The organism is Microcoleus sp. D2_18a_D3 (assembly GCF_036702455.1).
GTDB lineage: Bacteria > Cyanobacteriota > Cyanobacteriia > Cyanobacteriales > Microcoleaceae > Microcoleus.
The window spans coordinates 1-17,389 of sequence record NZ_JAUBTK010000118.1 but is presented as its reverse complement, the minus strand read 5'-3'; the positions used below and the strand labels follow the sequence as shown (position 1 = coordinate 17,389).

14 protein-coding genes are annotated in these 17,389 nt (G+C 47.4%); 6 read left to right on the top strand and 8 right to left on the bottom strand.

Features of this window, described 5'->3' with window-relative positions; translation table 11 throughout:
* Positions 1-26 precede the first annotated feature (26 nt).
* Together QUB06_RS31705 and queF are read right to left on the bottom strand one after the other, a co-directional pair.
* Positions 27-239: a DUF4365 domain-containing protein gene (locus tag QUB06_RS31705; protein WP_333438666.1), complete on the bottom strand. Its 213-nt coding sequence runs from the start codon at positions 237-239 to the stop codon at positions 27-29.
* Positions 240-425: 186 nt separating this feature from the next.
* Positions 426-845, bottom strand: coding sequence for a preQ(1) synthase (queF, locus tag QUB06_RS31700; RefSeq protein ID WP_333036027.1), 420 nt, complete (start codon positions 843-845; stop codon positions 426-428).
* A gap of 145 nt (positions 846-990) precedes the next feature.
* Between queF and QUB06_RS31695 the strand changes: the two genes are divergently transcribed.
* Positions 991-1,587 carry a hypothetical protein gene (locus QUB06_RS31695; RefSeq protein WP_333438665.1) on the top strand — a complete coding sequence of 199 codons (597 nt, stop codon included), beginning with the start codon at positions 991-993 and terminating at the stop codon, positions 1,585-1,587.
* 84 nt (positions 1,588-1,671) lie between these two features.
* Here QUB06_RS31695 and speD read toward each other — a convergent pair whose 3' ends face one another.
* A complete protein-coding gene (gene speD / locus QUB06_RS31690; protein ID WP_190743421.1) occupies positions 1,672-2,094 on the bottom strand; it encodes an adenosylmethionine decarboxylase in 423 nt (140 codons plus the stop codon).
* A 311-nt stretch (positions 2,095-2,405) separates the two neighbouring features.
* Between speD and QUB06_RS31685 the strand changes: the two genes are divergently transcribed.
* The 3 genes from QUB06_RS31685 (at position 2,406) to QUB06_RS31675 (ending at position 8,157) form a co-directional block, all read left to right on the top strand.
* On the top strand, positions 2,406-2,636 hold the full coding sequence (locus tag QUB06_RS31685; RefSeq protein WP_333438664.1) for a hypothetical protein: 231 nt from the start codon (positions 2,406-2,408) through the stop codon (positions 2,634-2,636).
* On the top strand, positions 2,633-7,558 hold the full coding sequence (locus QUB06_RS31680; protein ID WP_333438663.1) for an ATP-binding protein: 4,926 nt from the start codon (positions 2,633-2,635) through the stop codon (positions 7,556-7,558). Before QUB06_RS31685 ends, QUB06_RS31680 begins: the two co-directional genes overlap by 4 nt.
* Before the next feature lie 299 nt (positions 7,559-7,857).
* A complete protein-coding gene (locus QUB06_RS31675) occupies positions 7,858-8,157 on the top strand; it encodes a hypothetical protein (protein WP_333438662.1) in 300 nt (99 codons plus the stop codon).
* On the opposite strand, the gene QUB06_RS31670 is transcribed toward QUB06_RS31675, so the two are convergent.
* The 5 genes from QUB06_RS31670 to QUB06_RS31650 form a co-directional block, all read right to left on the bottom strand.
* Positions 8,142-9,203: a pentapeptide repeat-containing protein gene (locus QUB06_RS31670; protein WP_333286205.1), complete on the bottom strand. Its 1,062-nt coding sequence runs from the start codon at positions 9,201-9,203 to the stop codon at positions 8,142-8,144. The two genes, QUB06_RS31675 and QUB06_RS31670, sit on opposite strands and share 16 nt — an antisense overlap.
* Before the next feature lie 579 nt (positions 9,204-9,782).
* On the bottom strand, positions 9,783-9,980 hold the full coding sequence (locus QUB06_RS31665) for a hypothetical protein (RefSeq protein WP_333438661.1): 198 nt from the start codon (positions 9,978-9,980) through the stop codon (positions 9,783-9,785).
* A 706-nt stretch (positions 9,981-10,686) separates the two neighbouring features.
* Positions 10,687-11,907 carry a histidine kinase gene (locus QUB06_RS31660; RefSeq protein ID WP_333438660.1) on the bottom strand — a complete coding sequence of 407 codons (1,221 nt, stop codon included), beginning with the start codon at positions 11,905-11,907 and terminating at the stop codon, positions 10,687-10,689.
* A gap of 399 nt (positions 11,908-12,306) precedes the next feature.
* On the bottom strand, positions 12,307-12,789 hold the full coding sequence (locus QUB06_RS31655; RefSeq protein WP_333438659.1) for a BON domain-containing protein: 483 nt from the start codon (positions 12,787-12,789) through the stop codon (positions 12,307-12,309).
* Positions 12,790-13,268: 479 nt separating this feature from the next.
* Positions 13,269-13,823 carry a hypothetical protein gene (locus tag QUB06_RS31650; RefSeq protein WP_333438658.1) on the bottom strand — a complete coding sequence of 185 codons (555 nt, stop codon included), beginning with the start codon at positions 13,821-13,823 and terminating at the stop codon, positions 13,269-13,271.
* Positions 13,824-13,892: 69 nt separating this feature from the next.
* On the opposite strand from QUB06_RS31650, the gene QUB06_RS31645 reads away from it, so the two are divergent.
* Entirely contained in the window at positions 13,893-15,305 is a 1,413-nt protein-coding gene (locus QUB06_RS31645) for an S-layer homology domain-containing protein (protein WP_333438657.1), read from the top strand.
* A 619-nt stretch (positions 15,306-15,924) separates the two neighbouring features.
* Positions 15,925-16,959 carry a histidine kinase gene (locus QUB06_RS31640; RefSeq protein WP_333438656.1) on the top strand — a complete coding sequence of 345 codons (1,035 nt, stop codon included), beginning with the start codon at positions 15,925-15,927 and terminating at the stop codon, positions 16,957-16,959.
* The last annotated feature ends 430 nt before the right edge of the window (positions 16,960-17,389 follow it).

Below are 17,389 nucleotides of genomic sequence, written 5' to 3'. Positions count from 1 at the left end.
AATGCTAAAACTTCGTTGTGCTTACCTCAACGATCTCTTGGCCATTTGAGGCTTTTGCAAAACCGGGATGCTCCCATTAACTTTCCTGTTGCTTGACCATTTTCAATAAATTCAACATGGGCATCGATCCCATAATCTTCTATCGGTTGTTCGCGAAAAATACAGCCTAATTTTTCAAAAATTAGTTGTGTACCAGCTATACCAATTCTTCCAGTTCTAGAGCTTGGATGAGATTGCATTGTTCTAACTTTAAATCGCTTATACAAGACTTATTTTAGCCCGATCGGATGATATGGTGGGCAAGTGACACGCTCTAGCTCAACTTAATCCTCTCAAAGCTAACGCTGCCCACCCTACGATAACGAACAAAAAACTCGGTTTCTGTGAGTGAGGTTAAAAATTCTAATTTGATTGGGCTATACCTGCTACTTCTGGTGCCGCACCTCAATCACAGTGTGCACGTTCCCGCGCGGCGAAAAATCGCCTTTAATCGTCGCTTCCAGCGGCGCGCAAGCGGCCACAAAATCGTCTAAAATTTGATTGATCGATTCTTCGTGAGAAATGTAGCGATCGCGATAACTGTTAACGTACAGTTTCAGCGCCTTTAACTCTACCACCCGCTCGTCTGGCACGTAAGTAACGTGAATTGTCGCAAAATCGGGATAGCCAGAAAACGGACATTTGCAAGTAAACTCCGGCAACGTAATGTTAATCGAGTAGCGCCGCCCGACTCGCGGATTCGGGAAAGTAATTAACTCCCCTTCCAAAATCTGGCGTTCGCCGTATTTCATTTCTTCGGTGCTTGACTTTTGCGACATAGTTTGTTCCGGTGCGTAGTTGTTCATAGCGATTGACCAAAAACTTGTAACATTAAATTAAATTTACGTTCAATATCTGTAACAAATATCTTGACGAATTGTGTTGCGATCGATCTAATTGCAAATAGTCTCAGGCTAAACTAAAACAAGTTCACCCTCGCCATCTACAATTATGCAAAATACTACCTTATCTGACAATACTTCCCCCGAAAACTCAAATAGTTACTCTCCATCGGTACCGATTTCCCTCTATCGAGAAGTCACGGCAGAGCTCCAAGCAGCCCAAGCGATGGTGGACTCCCTCAAAACCCACAATCAGCAATTAGTCCAACAAAATCAACAACTGCGGCGAGAAGTAGAAACAGTAGTTCAAGTATCCCAACAGTTACAGCAAGTAGTCAACTCGGCTCAGAGCGTCACCCAGACAGGAATGCCTCAAATGCCGTCAGTCAAATTCAATTTCAGCATTGAACCTCCGCCCCCACCACCTGTAACCTCGCAGACTAACTCTGCCATACCTCAACCACCTCAGACAGTGGCTTTCCCCTTCCCACTACCGGAACCGGAGCCAACAGCCACCTCGATGCCCCAGCCACTTCCCGAAAAATTATTTACAGAGGTGCCGGAAACTCCTTACCGTGTGCGATCTCAACTCAAAAAAACCTCAGATTTAAGCGGATTGTGGTTGGCGATCGCGATTTTTCTGATTGTGATTGCAGCTTTCGGCGCAGGTTATTTAGTTGTCCGCCCTTTATTAATGAAAAAGTAAATTCCAACAAGAATCCCACGGTTCGAGCCGTGGGATTTTAAACAAAACCTAGCATAAATTGTTCAAAGTTACGCTAATTGGCCATCATCCTCTGGCGGCAATCGTTTCTACTGAACGAGGGGCATACTGCTCTTCACAAGCAGAACCTACGATTCCCACCCCTGGCTCGAAACCGCGCGTGAACTCAGTGAGTTTTACCTGTTTAGCTTCCAAAGCTGTCTGTAGCACCTTCATGGCTCGGTGAGGGTCGCCGGCTCCGCAGAAAAATAAATCTGCAGCAAAATAACCGTGTTCAGGCCAAGTATGGATTGCTATATGGGACTCTGCCAAAGTAGCAGTAGCTGTCACTCCGTGAGGACTAAACTGGTGTACGCACAAATCGATGAGAGTAGCTCCTCCGGCTTCGATCGCATCGAGAATAGCGCGGCGGATACGTTCAGGATCGTTGAGCAGGTCTCCAGGAGACTGCCAAGCATCAGCGACCAGATGGGTTCCCAATTGTTTCATTCTGCGGGGTTTTACCTCTATTGAAGTTAAGTCTCAAACCTTTTAACGTTAGCACGATGTCAAAAATTTTGCAAGTATGTTTCCCAAAGAAAGATGAAGATTAGGAGCAGTACCTACCACCAACCGCTTGCGGTATGCTGGGGTCGAACTGTCTCACAGGCAGATCCCACTAATGGAATTCGTGTTATTTCAACGCTGCCAAGTTCTTCTCAAACCACCTTGTTTGATTAAAGCGATCTCTTGTTTTCATTGGCGGCAAAAAAACCAAAGCTCGATCGTTCCGGCTGCGGCGGAATTTATATGATATCGAAATGCCACAGATGGACGGCTATGCTTTCATGCGTAAAATTCGCCAGATCCTAGACGATCGCCCGGCGGGCAGATTCCGGCGATCGCTCTGGCAGCCTATGCTGGACAAGTTAACCAGCAACCGGCGATCGCCGCTGGCTTTCTGGCGTCACCTAGCTAAACCCGCCCGGTCAGCAGAGATAATGAAGATCGTTGCCCGTTTGTGTGGGCCCAATGGAAAGACAACCGCATGATCCAGCAGTATCAACTCGTTGAACAGATTTTTGCAGGCAATAGCGAGATGGCGATGCTGATGCGATCGCACGATTGGTCGCTTTCGGCCCTTGGTGCCGTTGAAAGCTGGTCGCAAAGCTTGAAAACCGCGATTCGGATCATCTTAGGCTCTCGCTACCCCATGTTCGTCTGGTGGGGACAGGAGATGACCAAGTTTTATAACGATGCTTACATTCCTATCCTCGGCAAGCGACATCCGCAAGCACTAGGTCAGCCTGCCTCACGGGTATGGGCTGAAATCTGGGACACGCTAGGGCCGCAAGCAGAAGCGGTTTTGAACCAGGGACAATCGACGTGGAATCAAGAATTGCTTCTGGTAATGGAGCGCAACGGGTATACAGAGGAAACCTACTTTACCTTTTCCTACAGTCCGGTGGCGAATGATGATGGCCCAGTGGGGGGCGTTTTCTGCGCCTGTAGCGAGGACACTCAGAGCGTTTTGAGCGATCGCCGCTTGGCAACGTTGCGCGAATTAGCAGCAGAAACAGTCACTGCCAAGACGCAAGAAGCAGCTTGCGAGATTTCCGCCACCGTATTGACCAATAACGCCTATGACATCCCGTTTGCGCTGTTTTATCTACTCGATGGCAATCGCTCAATCGCACGACTCGCGGGTACAACAAGGTTAGCAGCCGGAACCCTTGCCTCTTGTGAGGCGATCGAGCTTACATCCGCCGAAAAGTGCCAGTGGCAATTGAAGCAAGTCATCGAGACGGGCGAAAGCAGAATCATTGAAGATTTGGAGGCACAATTTGGACTTTTACCGGGCGGCGCGTGGTCCCAATCTCCTCATCAAGCGGTAGTTCTACCACTAGCCCGATCGGGAGAAACCTTCGGGTTCCTGATTGCGGGAGTGAGTCCGCTGAGAACGTTTGATGATGATTACAAAGGTTTTTTTGACTTGATGGCAGGGCAGGTGACAACAGCGATCGCCAACGCCCAAGCTTACGAAGAAGAGCGTAAACGTGCCGAAGCATTAGCTGAGTTAGACCGTGCCAAAACCACCTTTTTTAGCAATGTTTCGCACGAATTCCGCACGCCGCTGACCTTAATGCTGGCTCCGTTAGAAGAGGTGATCGCCAACCTGGATGGAACAATTCCACCTCAAGAACGCGAACAATTACAGTTGGTGCAGCGTAACGGAATGCGGCTGCTCAAACTCGTCAATAGCTTGCTCGATTTCTCACGCATCGAAGCAGGTCGAGTCCAAGCATCTTATGAACCTGTAGATTTGGCAACCTATACGGCGGAACTTGCCAGCACGTTTCGATCGCTGATTGAACGGGCACGAATGTCGCTGATTGTTGACTGTCCCACCTTGCCAGAAGCGATTTATGTCGATCGCGAAATGTGGGAAAAAATTGTTCTCAATCTATTATCAAATGCTTTTAAGTTTACCTTAGCAGGAACAATTAGTGTTCGATTGCAGTGCGTCGAAAATTGTGTTGAATTATCAGTTGCAGATACAGGAGTCGGTATTCCCTCCGAAGAACTACCGCATTTATTTGAGCGATTTCATCGAATCAAAAACTCGCAAGGACGGAGTTTTGAAGGCTCTGGCATTGGGCTGTCGCTAGTGCAAGAACTCGTCAAACTACATGGGGGAGCGATCGATGTCAGCAGCACTTTTGGGCAGGGAAGTTGCTTTACGGTGACGATTCCCACCGGAACAGCTCATCTGCCGCCGGAGCGCATTGGCGCCAGTCGCACGTTAGCATCAACGGCGTTAGGGTCGAAGCCATATATCGAAGAAGCGCAGCGGTGGTTGCCAGAAAACGATTTTAGATTAGAAGAATGGAGCATGGCTCCATCCACTAATGAACTCGTCAATCAACCCGATCAATCTAAAATCCAAAATCTCAAATCTAAAATTCTGCTGGCAGATGATAACGCTGATATGCGCGATTATATTCGACGACTCCTGAGCGGTTCTTATATTGTTGAAACCGTCGCCGATGGCGTTGCCGCTTTGACTGCCATTGAGAATAATCCACCCGATTTGGTATTGACAGATGTGATGATGCCGGGGATGGATGGGTTTGAGTTGTTGCGATCGCTGCGTTCTAATCCCGCAACCCAAGACATTCCCATCATTCTCTTATCAGCCCGCGCAGGCGAAGAATCCCGCATTGAAGGACTCGCAGCCGGAGCCGACGACTATCTGATTAAACCGTTCTCGGCGCGTGAACTGCTGGCAAGGGTAGAAGCAAGTTTGAAGCTGGCACGGCTGCGACAGGAAGCAACAGTGCGAGAGCGAACCCTTCTGGGGCGCGTGACCGATGGGTTTATGGCAATGGATCTCGACTTTCGCATTACCTACGCCAACCAAGCCGCACAAGAAGTGTCGCGAACTCCCCTAGAAGCAATGCTGGGCAAAACGATGTGGGAAGCATTCCCAGGCACGACCGGCAATCAGTTTGAAATCCAGTATCGCCGAGCGCTCTTGCAGCAAATCGCGGTGGACTTTGAGGAATATTATGCTCCGTTTGATTTGTGGCTAGAGGTTCACGTTTATCCTTCCCCGACTGGGCTGTCTGTTTTCTTTCGGGATATCAACGATCGCAAAAAAATTGATCGGGAACGGGAACGGTTTCTTGCCGTCGGTTCAGATTTGCAAGTGATTGCGGGCATAAACGGGTATTTCCACTGGGTCAGCCCAACCTTTGAACGAACCCTCGGCTGGACACCAGAGGAAATGACATCCCGCCCCTGGACTGAGTTTGTCCACCCGGACGACCTAGGCACCTCCATTGCAGAAGCCGACAGTCTGTACTCCGGTAACGAAACCTTTACGTTTGAAAACCGTTACCGGCACAAAGATGGCTCCTACCGCTGGTTTCTCTGGAATGCCCAGCCTTACCCAGAAGAACAAGTGATTTACGGCGCTGCCGTTGACATCACCGATCGCGTGCGCGTCGAAAACGATCGGCAACGGGCCCAACAAGCCTTGCGTGAAAGCGAGGAGCAGAGTCGGAATATTCTAGAGAGCATTGGTGAAGCATTCTTTGCCCTGGATGAGACCTGGCGGTTCACCTACGTCAATCAATTTGCCGAAAAAATGCTCGATCGCATTCGGGGTGATTTGATTGGCAAGAATTTATGGGAAGAATACCCAGGGCTGATTGGTAGCGAGTTTGAGCGGATCTACTGGAGCGCCATACGCGATCGCGTGGCTGGGTCAGTGACGGCGTTTTATCCCGACCACGATCGTTGGTACGAAGTCCGCAGCTACCCTGCCGCACATGGAATCACCATTTATTTCAAGAATGTCACCGATCAAATTCAAGCGGAAGCAGCCCTGCGCCAAACGTCCGCCGAACTCGAACGGCAAGTGCAAAAGTTCAACGCGTTTAAGTCTTCGGTGCCGGACTTTATTTATACGTTCGATTTGTCCGGGCGGTTCATTGATGTCAACAAGCCGTGGCTCGACCTTTACCAAAAATCCTTCGCTGAAGTCATCGGCAAAAACTTTTTTGAATTAGATTACCCCGTGGATTTAGCGGCCAAACTGCAAAATCAGATTCAGAAAGTGATTCAGACGCGCCAACCGCTTAAGGATGAAACGCCATACACCAGCGCGTTCGGTACAAGAGCTTACGAGTATATTTTTGTCCCCGTTTTTGATGCAGAGGGTGCTGTGGAAATGGTAGCCGGTGTAACGCGCGACATCACCGATCGCAAGCAAGCCGAAGCTGAACGCGAGAAGCTTCTGCAACAAGAGCAAACCGCACGAGAAGCCGCCGAAACCGCCAACCGCATCAAAGATGAGTTTTTGGCGGTGCTGTCTCACGAGTTGCGATCGCCGCTCAATCCGATTCTCGGCTGGTCGAAGCTGTTGCAGCAAAACAAACTGGGCGCTGCAAAAACGGCTAGCGCCCTTGCCTCGATCGAACGCAACGCCCAACTCCAGTTACAACTGATTGATGACCTGCTGGACATCTCCCGCATTATGAGTGGCAAACTGAGTTTGAATCGGATGTCCGTTGACTTGAATATGGTGATCTCAGTCGCCTTGGAAACCGTTCGACTAGCTGCCGAAGCCAAGTCACTGCAAATTCAAACAACCTTTTTACCCTCCCTGGGAATGGTAATTGGCGATTCCGGGCGTTTGCAGCAAGTAATCTGGAATCTTTTATCCAATGCCGTGAAATTCACCCCTCAAGGCGGGCAAATTAGCGTTAGGTTAACCCAAACTGGAACTTATGCCCAGATTCTTGTGACCGATACTGGAAAAGGCATCAATCCTGAGTTTCTGCCTTATGTGTTTGAGCATTTTCGGCAAGAGGATGGAGCCATAACTCGTAAATTTGGGGGTTTGGGATTGGGGCTGGCGATCGCGCGTCAAATTGTGGAACTGCACGGTGGCAGAATTTGGGTTGAGAGTAGGGGTGAAGGACAGGGGGCCACCTTCACCGTTGAACTTCCCCTCTTGCATACCGCGAATCCGGTGGCAGAAGTTGTCGGCCGGGCTGAAGCTCGATCAAACGATCTTCACCTGGCCTCTCTGCGCGTGTTGGTTGTGGATGATGAACAGGATTCACGCGAGTTTGTGGCGTTTGTAGCGCAACAAGCGGGAGCCAAAGTGACTGCCCTTGGATCTGCGATCGAGGCACTGCAACTGCTCTCAACCAAACCCTTCGATATCCTCCTGTGCGACATCGGAATGCCAGATATGGATGGCTATATGCTAGTGCGGCAAGTGAGAGCTCTACCACCAGAGCGGGGCGGACAAATTCCGGCGATCGCCCTGACTGCCTATGCTGGAGACTTTAATCACGAACAAGCTCTTGCTGCTGGGTTTCAACGTCATCTTGCAAAACCTGTCGAACCGAATGAGTTAGTCCAAGCAATTGTGAAATTGCTAAGGAAACGGCATCGCTGACTCCGAATTTTAATAGATTGTCGGCGATCGACAATCTATATAAACCCGTCCCGCACCACCAATAACTGAATTCTGAATTCTGACTCCTGAATCCTTTATTGTCAAAATTTTTGAGTTTTAAATTAAAGATTATTTAACTTAAAACTCAAAACTATTTTCTCTTAATCAACTCCTAATATCAATTCCGGCTGCGCCGGAATGATATCAAATCCACGCTTCATAGTAGGGCGTAAAGTCGAATCAAGCTGCCAACAAATAATTCGCACAATTTTCATTTTTTTAACGGGAACATCTCACTTTTGCAGCAAAGCTCGAAATTGGAATTAGGAGTCAGGAGTCAGGAGTCAGGAGGAAAGAAGAAGAAGGAAGAAGGAAGGAGGAAGAAGGAAGGAGCCATAATAAGTGTTTTTACAAATATGAGATGCTCCCTTTTTAACCCCTCCTTCTACAGTCAACAGTCAACAGTCAACAGTCAACAGTCAACAGTCAACCGTCAACAGTCAACCGTCAACAGTCAACCGTCAACAGTCAACCGTCAACCGTCAACAGTCAACAATGATAAGGAGTGCAACCGGAATCGATATCAATCCCGGCTGTGAGTAGCTCCATTCGGCAAAATTGCCCCGCCCAAAGCTGCTTCATTCAAATTATCAACATTCAAGCTTGCCCCAATCAAATTAGCCTCGGACAAATTAGTTCCTGTCAAATTCGCCCCTGTCAGAGAACTTAGCAGCAAACCCGCTCCCGACAAATTGGCGTGACTCAAATTCGCCCCCCGCAAATCCGCTTCCAGCAAGCTAGCGCCTGCCAAATTCGCACCGCTCAAATTAGCTCCCCGCAAAGAAGCTTTGTTCAAATTCGCAGCCCTCAAATCAGCATTGTGCAGAATCAAACCATTTAAATTAGCTTTACTCAAATTAGCTCCCTGCAAGTCGGCACCGCTCAAATTAGAGCCATTTAGATTGGCGGATTGCAAGTCAGCACCGCTCAAGTCAGCACCGCTCAAATTAGCAGCGCTAATAGAAGCCTCCCGCAGACTTGCTTCGCTCAAACAAGCCCCAACTAAATTGACGCCGCTGAGATTTCCGCGATTGAGATAAGCCCGAGTTAAAGTTGCTCCGCTCAGGTTCGCCCCGGTCAAATCTACCTCGCTGAGAATCGCTCTAGTCAGATTTGCTCTGCTTAAATCAACCCCGCTCATAATTGCTCGGCTCAGCGTCGCCCCGCTCAAATTAGCCTCCGTTAGTTTCGAGCCGCTTAGCAAACAAGCTCCTACTAAACTCGCTCCCGTCATCACAGCTTTGCTCAAGTCAGCCTGAGACAATATTGCTCCGCTGAGATTGGCCCCGCTAAAATCTGCGGCGATCGCCACAGTTCCAGTTAAACTAGAACTGCCGAGGTTAGCTTCAATTAATTTCGCCTTAGACAAATTAGCCCCGCTCAAGTCGGCGGCGTTTAAATTAGCTCCAATCAGTTTGCTTTTAATTAAGTTGGCGCCTTTCAAATTAGCGCTGCTCAAATTTGTTCGACTGAGATTAGCTTCACTCAAATGAGCTGCAATGAGGTTAGCCCCTCGAAAATCTCGTTCCCCGTTTCTATGTCTAGTTAAAAGTTCATCGGCACTTAAAAGTTCAGTGAAATTCATAAAAAAATTGAGTGAGTTTCCTTAATTTCTCGATGTTCTATGTTGTCTGAAAATTTGTACTATCGTGTTTGGCCGTAAGTTTTTTCAACCTATACTGCCACATTAACCATTGTCAAAACTGGTTGATTCCTAGCATCACCCCGCTCACCTAGTTATAACTCACGAAAAACCCGGTTTCTCGTAAATAATCTGGGTGTTTTCAGCGCGGCAGTCATGAAGAAACCGAGTTGCGCGCCACCTGTAAGCCCTGTAAGTCTTATGGGGCTAATAATTAGTTGGCGGTTGATGTTAGTTGTTAATTGTTAGTTGTATTTATACTAACTGCTAATCACTAACTATTAACTGCTAACCATTTACCAAAATACCGAGAAGTTGTCGATCGATCTTGTCAATGTCGCTCGAATATTGGGGGTATTGCTGGCGGCATCCGCGCCGCATTCTGACCGGAAAAATTGCTGGTACAGGCGATCGAATTTATTAGTGCAATCAAGAAACAAGATATCGGAGCTTCAACCCCGAATGCCTTCTACATAAGTGCCTTCTATCTTCGATCGCCCATGAAAGCAGAGCCCGGTCAGCTCAGCTAGTTTCACCTCCCCCCACTGTGCTGCGCGCCAGTGAAATCCCACAGGAAGGCTGTTTCCCTCGGAGTGCTGAGCGAGTCGCAGGCAAAGCAAACAATACGCTGCCCTGAGCCTGAGATTTCGCGAAAAAAGGCGCCGCGAGCCATTGTGCTCCCGCGCTGCTGTGCTTGCTGTTAATCTTTACTCGATCCATGAGCGCTTGCGGTTCTAATTAACAGAACACCGGACACCAGACGCGCTCCCGGACATAAAAGCTGTTCCTGGGCTTCTCAAATGTTTCGCTGAGGCATTCCCAGAAAAACTGTATTCCTGTAGCAGGTATTGCCAACGGCAATTCGGCTGCTACAGCCAACTAATGACCAGCCTAAGTGTTGCCCGAAGGCTCCGACAATTATTACTATTCTAATATTTGCCGACCACCGCAGGCATTTCTGGGCGCGCGGGACTGGGTAGTTCACCTGTATAAGTTGGTGAAATTAGCCACCCCATAATTAAAGATAGTCGCTCTTTGACTAACTGGGCAATATCTGCTGTAATTTATGTCATCAAATTTGATAATACTGCAGGGTTTGCAATCGAGCTGTAGTGAGTGTTACAGAGTAAAAAACACTGCTGATTTAGGGTATAAAAATTAAGGGAGCCGATCCTCCGGCGCAAAGCCCAGCTCACGGACTGGGCCCCTAATCAAAATTAAACTTTTGACAGGTGGCTTTTTTAAGTTTCCAGAACAAAACAAAAGTCGGCTTTCAGAGAAAAAGCCGACTTTTGAGATAATTTTACCGACGAAGCGTAAAACCGCTAGATCGCCGCTGTTCGTTGGATCGCTTTCCACAATCCGAGTGCGCGAGTGCGACTACCCTGCAGAAAATAGAAACAATACCCAAACAAAGTCTGAATTATTAAACCCGACGGTTGCCGGTAATGCCCTGATTGGGATCGTAAATACCAGGCGTAGTATCAACCCCTGGAGTGCCAGGTGCGCCGTAATCAGCCCGAGCGCTATCGACGCTGGGATTATTATAGTCGTAGGTGTTCCAATGCTGAATGCCTCCGCGGCTCAGAATGGTTTCAGCTTTAGCGACTTCTGCCTCGCTGCCGTCAACCAGTACCAAGTAATCTCCTTTCGCCACGCGATCGTTGTATGCTCTAGCTTCCTCTTCGGGAATTCCCATACCGACTAAAGCTCCGATCAAGCCGCCTGCTGCCGCACCCAAAGCCGTACCGGCGAGTGTAGTGGCGATCGCCGTAGCTGAGGCTCCTGCCAGCATAATCGGCCCGATTCCCGGAATTGCCACTAGGCCCAGACCTACCAACAAGCCTGTCAAACCGCCCAAAGTACCACCTGTGAGTGCGCCCTTTGTGGCCCCTTCATCGGATTTGTTGTCCGCGCTGTCGTGCACGTCAATGCCTGCGATGTCGCCTTTAGACTCAGCATCCTTAGCGATGACCGAAACCCGATTCATGTCGAAACCGGCAGTTCTCAGTTCTCCCAGTGCGTGTTCCGTCTCGCGGCGGGTTGAAAATACTCCCACGGCGCGCTTCTGGCGACCCGAAGCTCTGCGGCCGGTGTCTGCCGGCACATCGTAAATGCCCCAATCCTGAATGCCCCGCACAGTCATAATTCCTTCGGCTGTGGCAAGTTCGGCATCTGTTCCTTCTACGAATACCAAATATTCTCCACGCGAGACGCGATCGTTATAAGCTTTAGCTTTTTCTTCGGGAACTCCCAAACCGACCAAACCGCCTACCAAACCGCCTGCTGCTGCCCCAATCGCGCCTCCGATTACAGTATCTGCCAGCAGAGTTGCGATCGCACCCCCCGCCATCACCGGGCCAACTCCCGGAATCGCTAGCGCTCCAATGCTTCCGAGTAACCCAATCAAACCGCCAGTCACGACTCCCGCTGTCGCGCCTGCTTTTGCGCCACCGCCCACTTTGTCGTCAGTACCCTTACCAGTACCAGTGCTAGCGCCGGCAATTTGGCTGCGATCGAGATTTTCGCCAACTACCGAAACTTTATTCATCGGAAACCCGGTACTTTGCAGTTCAATCAGGGCTAGTTCCGTATCTCGGTAATTAGAAAATGCTCCTACAGCTCGCTTGTGTTGACCTAAAGCCATTTTTTTTTCTCCTGAAAAATATACTACTTTTACACAACCACAGAATTTATGCTCTGCCATCAATCACATTTAGTCATTTTTTCCCAACAATTTTCATCGGTCGCTGGGAATAACTTCCCGCTCTATCTTCAGGTTGGTTTCCAACTAATTGTCCGGGATGGGAAATCGGAAATTGGGAAGGGGAAGTTGCAGGTATTGCGGGAGTTTTGAGTTCGTGAATTTTAAATTCAATTTAAACTCTTTAACTTAAAAACCCGCTCTCCCTAGAGAGTTACCTAAGCGTTGCAATCCGCTCCGCAAGCAATCTTACAATGCCCAACTTTACCCTCTTCCCTCAGACTTCTCTCCTAGATAACTACATCCTTCTTCCTTATTTCCCTCGGAATTCTTCCTTCCAACTTATTGCTTGCTGCTAGGCGATTCGGGTGCAGCGGGGGCAACAACAGCCGTAACATTCACCTCTTTGACACCCTTAATCTCTTTAGCTAGTGGCTCAATTTTAGCTAAATCAGTTTGATTGGGAACTGTGCCACCTACAGTGACAAGCCCATCTTTTGCGTCAACAGTTAGCGCACCTTTAGTGATGTTTACTTCTAACTTGGAGCGCACTTCACTTTGCAGGTCGCCATCGGCTCTTATTGCATCGCCGCCCGTCACATTGTTGCGCTGTTCTCTGGCCCTGATATCAGAATTTGCTTGGTTTTTGCGAATATCGCTCGTTGCGTCTTCCTGAGTTTTTTGAACTGTCTCGGCTGGGGGCGGGCTATTGGTATTTTCTGTGGTAGAATTAGGAGCATCAGTGCTAGTTTTAGCCCCTTCGCTGCAAGCAGCAGCTCCAAATAATAGGATGCCGCTGAGGAGAATTGGTGTTAGTTTGTTCATAATAGGTTAATACCCTCCGGGTAAGCTTTCAATGAGGCTGACTTGGTTGAGCCAGATGGGAGCCAGATGAAGCAAGACAGCATCTTTGTTTGTGCTTTCTGGTTTGTGCTTTCTGCGATTTAAAAATCCTTATATCAAATATATAAACTTGAGCAAGGATCTACATCGCTCCACGGGTGTAAAATTTATCTATGTCGTTAGATAGAGTACAAAAAATAAAATCAGGTCTTAAGTCAAATTTAGCATTATTTAGTTCTGACCACATTATTACTCAGAAACAGGTTTGAACCCGCCTTTTTTGTGGCCCAGGTCAATATTTACCTAGACACCAAGTTGAAAAGCGTAAGTTTTATGAATAAATTCGATCGCCACTCCCAACTCATTTTTCTCTCTTCCTTGGAACCTGTGACTTCTTCCCTCAACCTCTCTCCGTTAAATCTGTTAAATCTCCTACACTACTCATGGCCAAACTTCCTGCTTCAAAACAAACGAAAAGAGTCGAGAAATTTTTGAGCATTTTCTGGTTCTGGGGTACTGGCAACCAAGCCGTAAACGCGCGTTTCCACCAAAAAAACTTGACCTACACCTACAGGTTCAGTGGGGGAAAGCGGCTGAAACTCAAATTCTTTTCCGGGATAGCCTCCGAGGGAAATATCCCGCACTTGCAAGACTTTAGCATTCGCTGCCACGACGAAAAAATCAACGGCATTATTTAAAGTAATTCTGATATTATTGATATTATTGTCCCTCAATCGAAAATCTAGGTCAAAGTATTGAAGCAAATAAGTTTCTTTGTTTTTTAAGTTCGATCGGTATGTATGAGCAATAATTTGATTTGAAAAAATTTCTGAATTAATTTTAGGAGTTCCCGGCATATCGATCGCAAACTGACCCATCGCCGAGCAAAATGGCTGCCACTCTGGCGTCTGAATTTCTGCCCGCAGCGGGGCTGGTTGAGATGCAGCGGGACGGGCAAACTTGACAGGGTATGAAAGTAATGTAGCAGTAACTAGAAGTAAATAGAGAAATTTCATTTGGGTAAAAATTATATATGCCCGATCGATCTGCGCTAGCCTAGAAATATATCCGCAAAGGGGGGATTTATGCTGAATATTATATTTACTCAACAGCGACGCAACTCTCAAGGGCGATCGCCAGCTAAAACCAGTAAAACCAGTAAAACCAATATACTCGCTGCTGTAAATACTTGGCTAGCGGTGTTTCTGCTGGCTGCTGTCACAGCTTGTGCAAACAGCCCCAACAGCAAGGCACTCGAAGAATCTTTAGCCGCTGATCCGACATTAAAACAAAATCCAGTGGTTTTCTCTTCCCCGCCACCAGCGACAGCAATTGAGACAAACTCTACCGCCAAACTTCCTCCCGATTTCCCTACAGAGATTCCACTATATCCTAATGCTGAGTTAATCGAAGTTAGTGGGGAAACAGATCCGTCGCAAAAAAATGTGCGGCTGCGCTGGGAAAGCACAGATCCGGTTAATTCCGTTGGGAACTTTTACTCCACAGAGTTTGGGCGCGGCAACTGGGAAATTGTCAGCCGCCCAACCGCCGAGGGACAAGGTTCTTTAGTAGCAACGCGAGATAATTTACGGGTAACAGTGTCGCTTTCTCCTACTCAGAAAGTAGGGGGTTCTACAGAATTTGCGATCGACTACAGCAAAGAAAGCCCCGAAATTGCCGCCAGTCCCCAACCTAATAATTCCGAGTCTAGCGCATCTCCAACCGCTTCACCAACTCCCTCTAATTCAGAGGGAACTACTCCAACGCCATCTGCCTCGCCAAAATCAGCAAAAGTTAGCCAACTAGACACCCAAATTCCTCAACAGTTGCGGCAGTATGTGGCTGATTTAAGTCAGTTGGAAGTGCTAAAAGTGCGATCCTCAACGACCGAAAGTGCTAATTTAGAAACAGCCAGCAGTTTGCCCAAACCCAACAAAATTATCACTCGCCGCGAATACGCCCGCTGGTTAGTCGCAGCTAACAATCAGATTTATGCTAGCCGTCAAGCCAAACAAATTAGATTAGCAGTAGACTCTAGCGAACCGGCTTTTTCTGACGTACCCAAAACAGACCCGGATTTTTCAGCAATTCAAGGTTTAGCAGAAGCCGGTGTAATTCCGAGTTCGCTTTCGGGAGAAACTAAAGATGTGAAATTTCGCCCGGATGCACCTTTAACTCGCGAAACAATGATTCTCTGGAAAGTGCCTTTAGATAGTCGTCAAGTTTTGCCGACGGCTAACATTGAAGGAGTGAAAGAAAAGTGGGGTTTTCAAGATGCTTCTAAAATTGATTCCCAGGCGTCGCGGGCAGTTTTAGCTGATTTTAACAATGGAGATTTGGCGAATATTCGGCGCGTTTTTGGTTTTACTACTCTGTTTCAGCCGAAGAAATCAGTGACTCGCGCCGAAGCTGCTGCTAGTTTGTGGTATTTTGGCGTTCAAGATCAGGGGTTGTCTGCTAAAGATGCCCTGGAAGCAAAGTCTCAACCTGCTGAGTAGAGTTGTTTGGGGTTGTTAAAAGTTGTGAACACAGCATCTATAGCCTTTCTCAGAAAGATGAGGTACTCATGGGCATAGGGCATAGGGCATAGGGCATACCTCACCACGCTTGAGAACCGCTATACTTACCAATACCTCAAAAACCGGGTTTTTTCTCTGTAACAAAACCCGGTTTCTGCGTCCAAGACTGACGAAATTGTACCAATTTTTGATTGATCGGCGTGCGATCGCCCGCCACAAAAATTGCAGCTTGAGTTTCAAGGATTTCTGTGAAGATAGCTTACCCAGAAACCGACTTTTATCTACGAAAATGCCCACTCAAACGCGAGGCATATCCGTTGAAAAACCCTGTTTCTTTTCCTCTGGGGGAGTTATCGTAAAAAACAGTTTGCTAAATTATACATCGGCTTTTCTTCCTTGTGGCCTACCCTAGGGGATAGATTTTTTTTGCTTTAATCTTAATTTCTGTATCCTGCCATACAACCGCTGCATTGGGGGGCAAATTTTATAGATATTTCAACCAACACTGTGTTTAAAACTCTCAGTAGGATTCCGGATGGCTTAGCGGACTTAACGATAAATGAAAAACAGTGTTTGAGCTCTTGGAGAGCATTTTTTAATGTACGATATTACCTTATTTACCCCGCAAGACATGGCGAAATGCAGCTTAGTCCTGCGCCATTTAGGTAGAAATACTGCTAGTATGGAAGCCAGCAGCCAGAAGATTGTTAACTATATTTACCGACATTTTTGCGATTCGCAAACTGGAGAAAATACCTGTGCCTTAGTGCGTTTGTTCAAAACTCATCCCTACGGGGAATTAGAAGACTCATTGCAACAATCCGCGCGCCGCTTGATGAAGGGCAATTCCCCCGCCGCCGACATGAAATGTTGGACTCTGCTAGCAGCCGCAGGCACAGAACCGCAGTGGAATTCTCGGCACACAGCAGCAGAAAATACAGCTATTCCATTAGTTAGCACCAAATTAGTGGCTCAAATGCCGGCGATTTCGGAAATAATCCGGCAGTTCGGTTTAGACATTCCTACATTCCTCGGAATTGAGCGAGAAAGGTTCCTGCAATTAGAGCCCGCAGTATTAAATATTTTTCACGTACCAGAGGCAAAAGGCAGCCCCTTTATTCCTGAGCAAAATTCCTTAATTATCCCCTACCAAGTCAAGTCTGTCTTGGGATTTGGGGGACTTCTGCCGTCAGGAAGTGTGTTTGCGGTAGTGATGTTCCTCAAAGTTAAAATTCCCCAAAGCACGGCTGAAATGTTTAAAGATTTGGCACTTAGTGTCAAAACTGCATTGTCCATGCCCGACAAACAAAGTGTTTTTGACTATTCACAAAATCCTACAAGCTTTGTTACAAATAACAATATTTACGAAACCAAATTACTGGAATATCAAGTGGCTAATCTGATGCAAATGCTGGACTTTTCCGAACAAGAAATGCTCAGACAAGCGACTCGCTTTCAACAGACTATTGACAATTTACAGCGCGAACTTGCCGAACACAAAAATAAGGAACAAGCTTTGAAAGTAAGCCAAAATTCGTTTACAGGCATCCTCAATATTCCCAAAAATGCTATTGGTCGCGTAGATGAAAATCAAGGAATTCAGCGTTTTAATCAAGGAGAAGAACTGATTTAAACCAAGCTATGTGTTTAGTAACCCGGTTTATCCAAGAAACCGGGTTGTTGCTGTGTTTGTTCAGTGAATTTTACTTTTATAGGAAGGAGTGCGAGCATCCGGCTCGCTGTATATATAGCCTTTCGAGCTCTCATATGAGGTACTATCCGGCATAGGGCATAGGGCATAGGGCATAGGCCTCCGTGGGCATAGGGCATACCTCACTTTTTTGAGAACCGCTATATATCAATTCCGGCTGCAGCGTGACTTTTGCCTGGATTTTACGCCCGACGATGCTACGGGATTGGAACTCAAAATGAAACTAGAATGGGCTTAAAAAGGATTGAATGAAAAAGAATTACAGCTTTTGGTGTTAAGTAGGTAGGCGGGAAAAAACCTATTTATGTAACAAAACATTAAGCAGGATAATTCGAGTTAAATTTAACGCGTT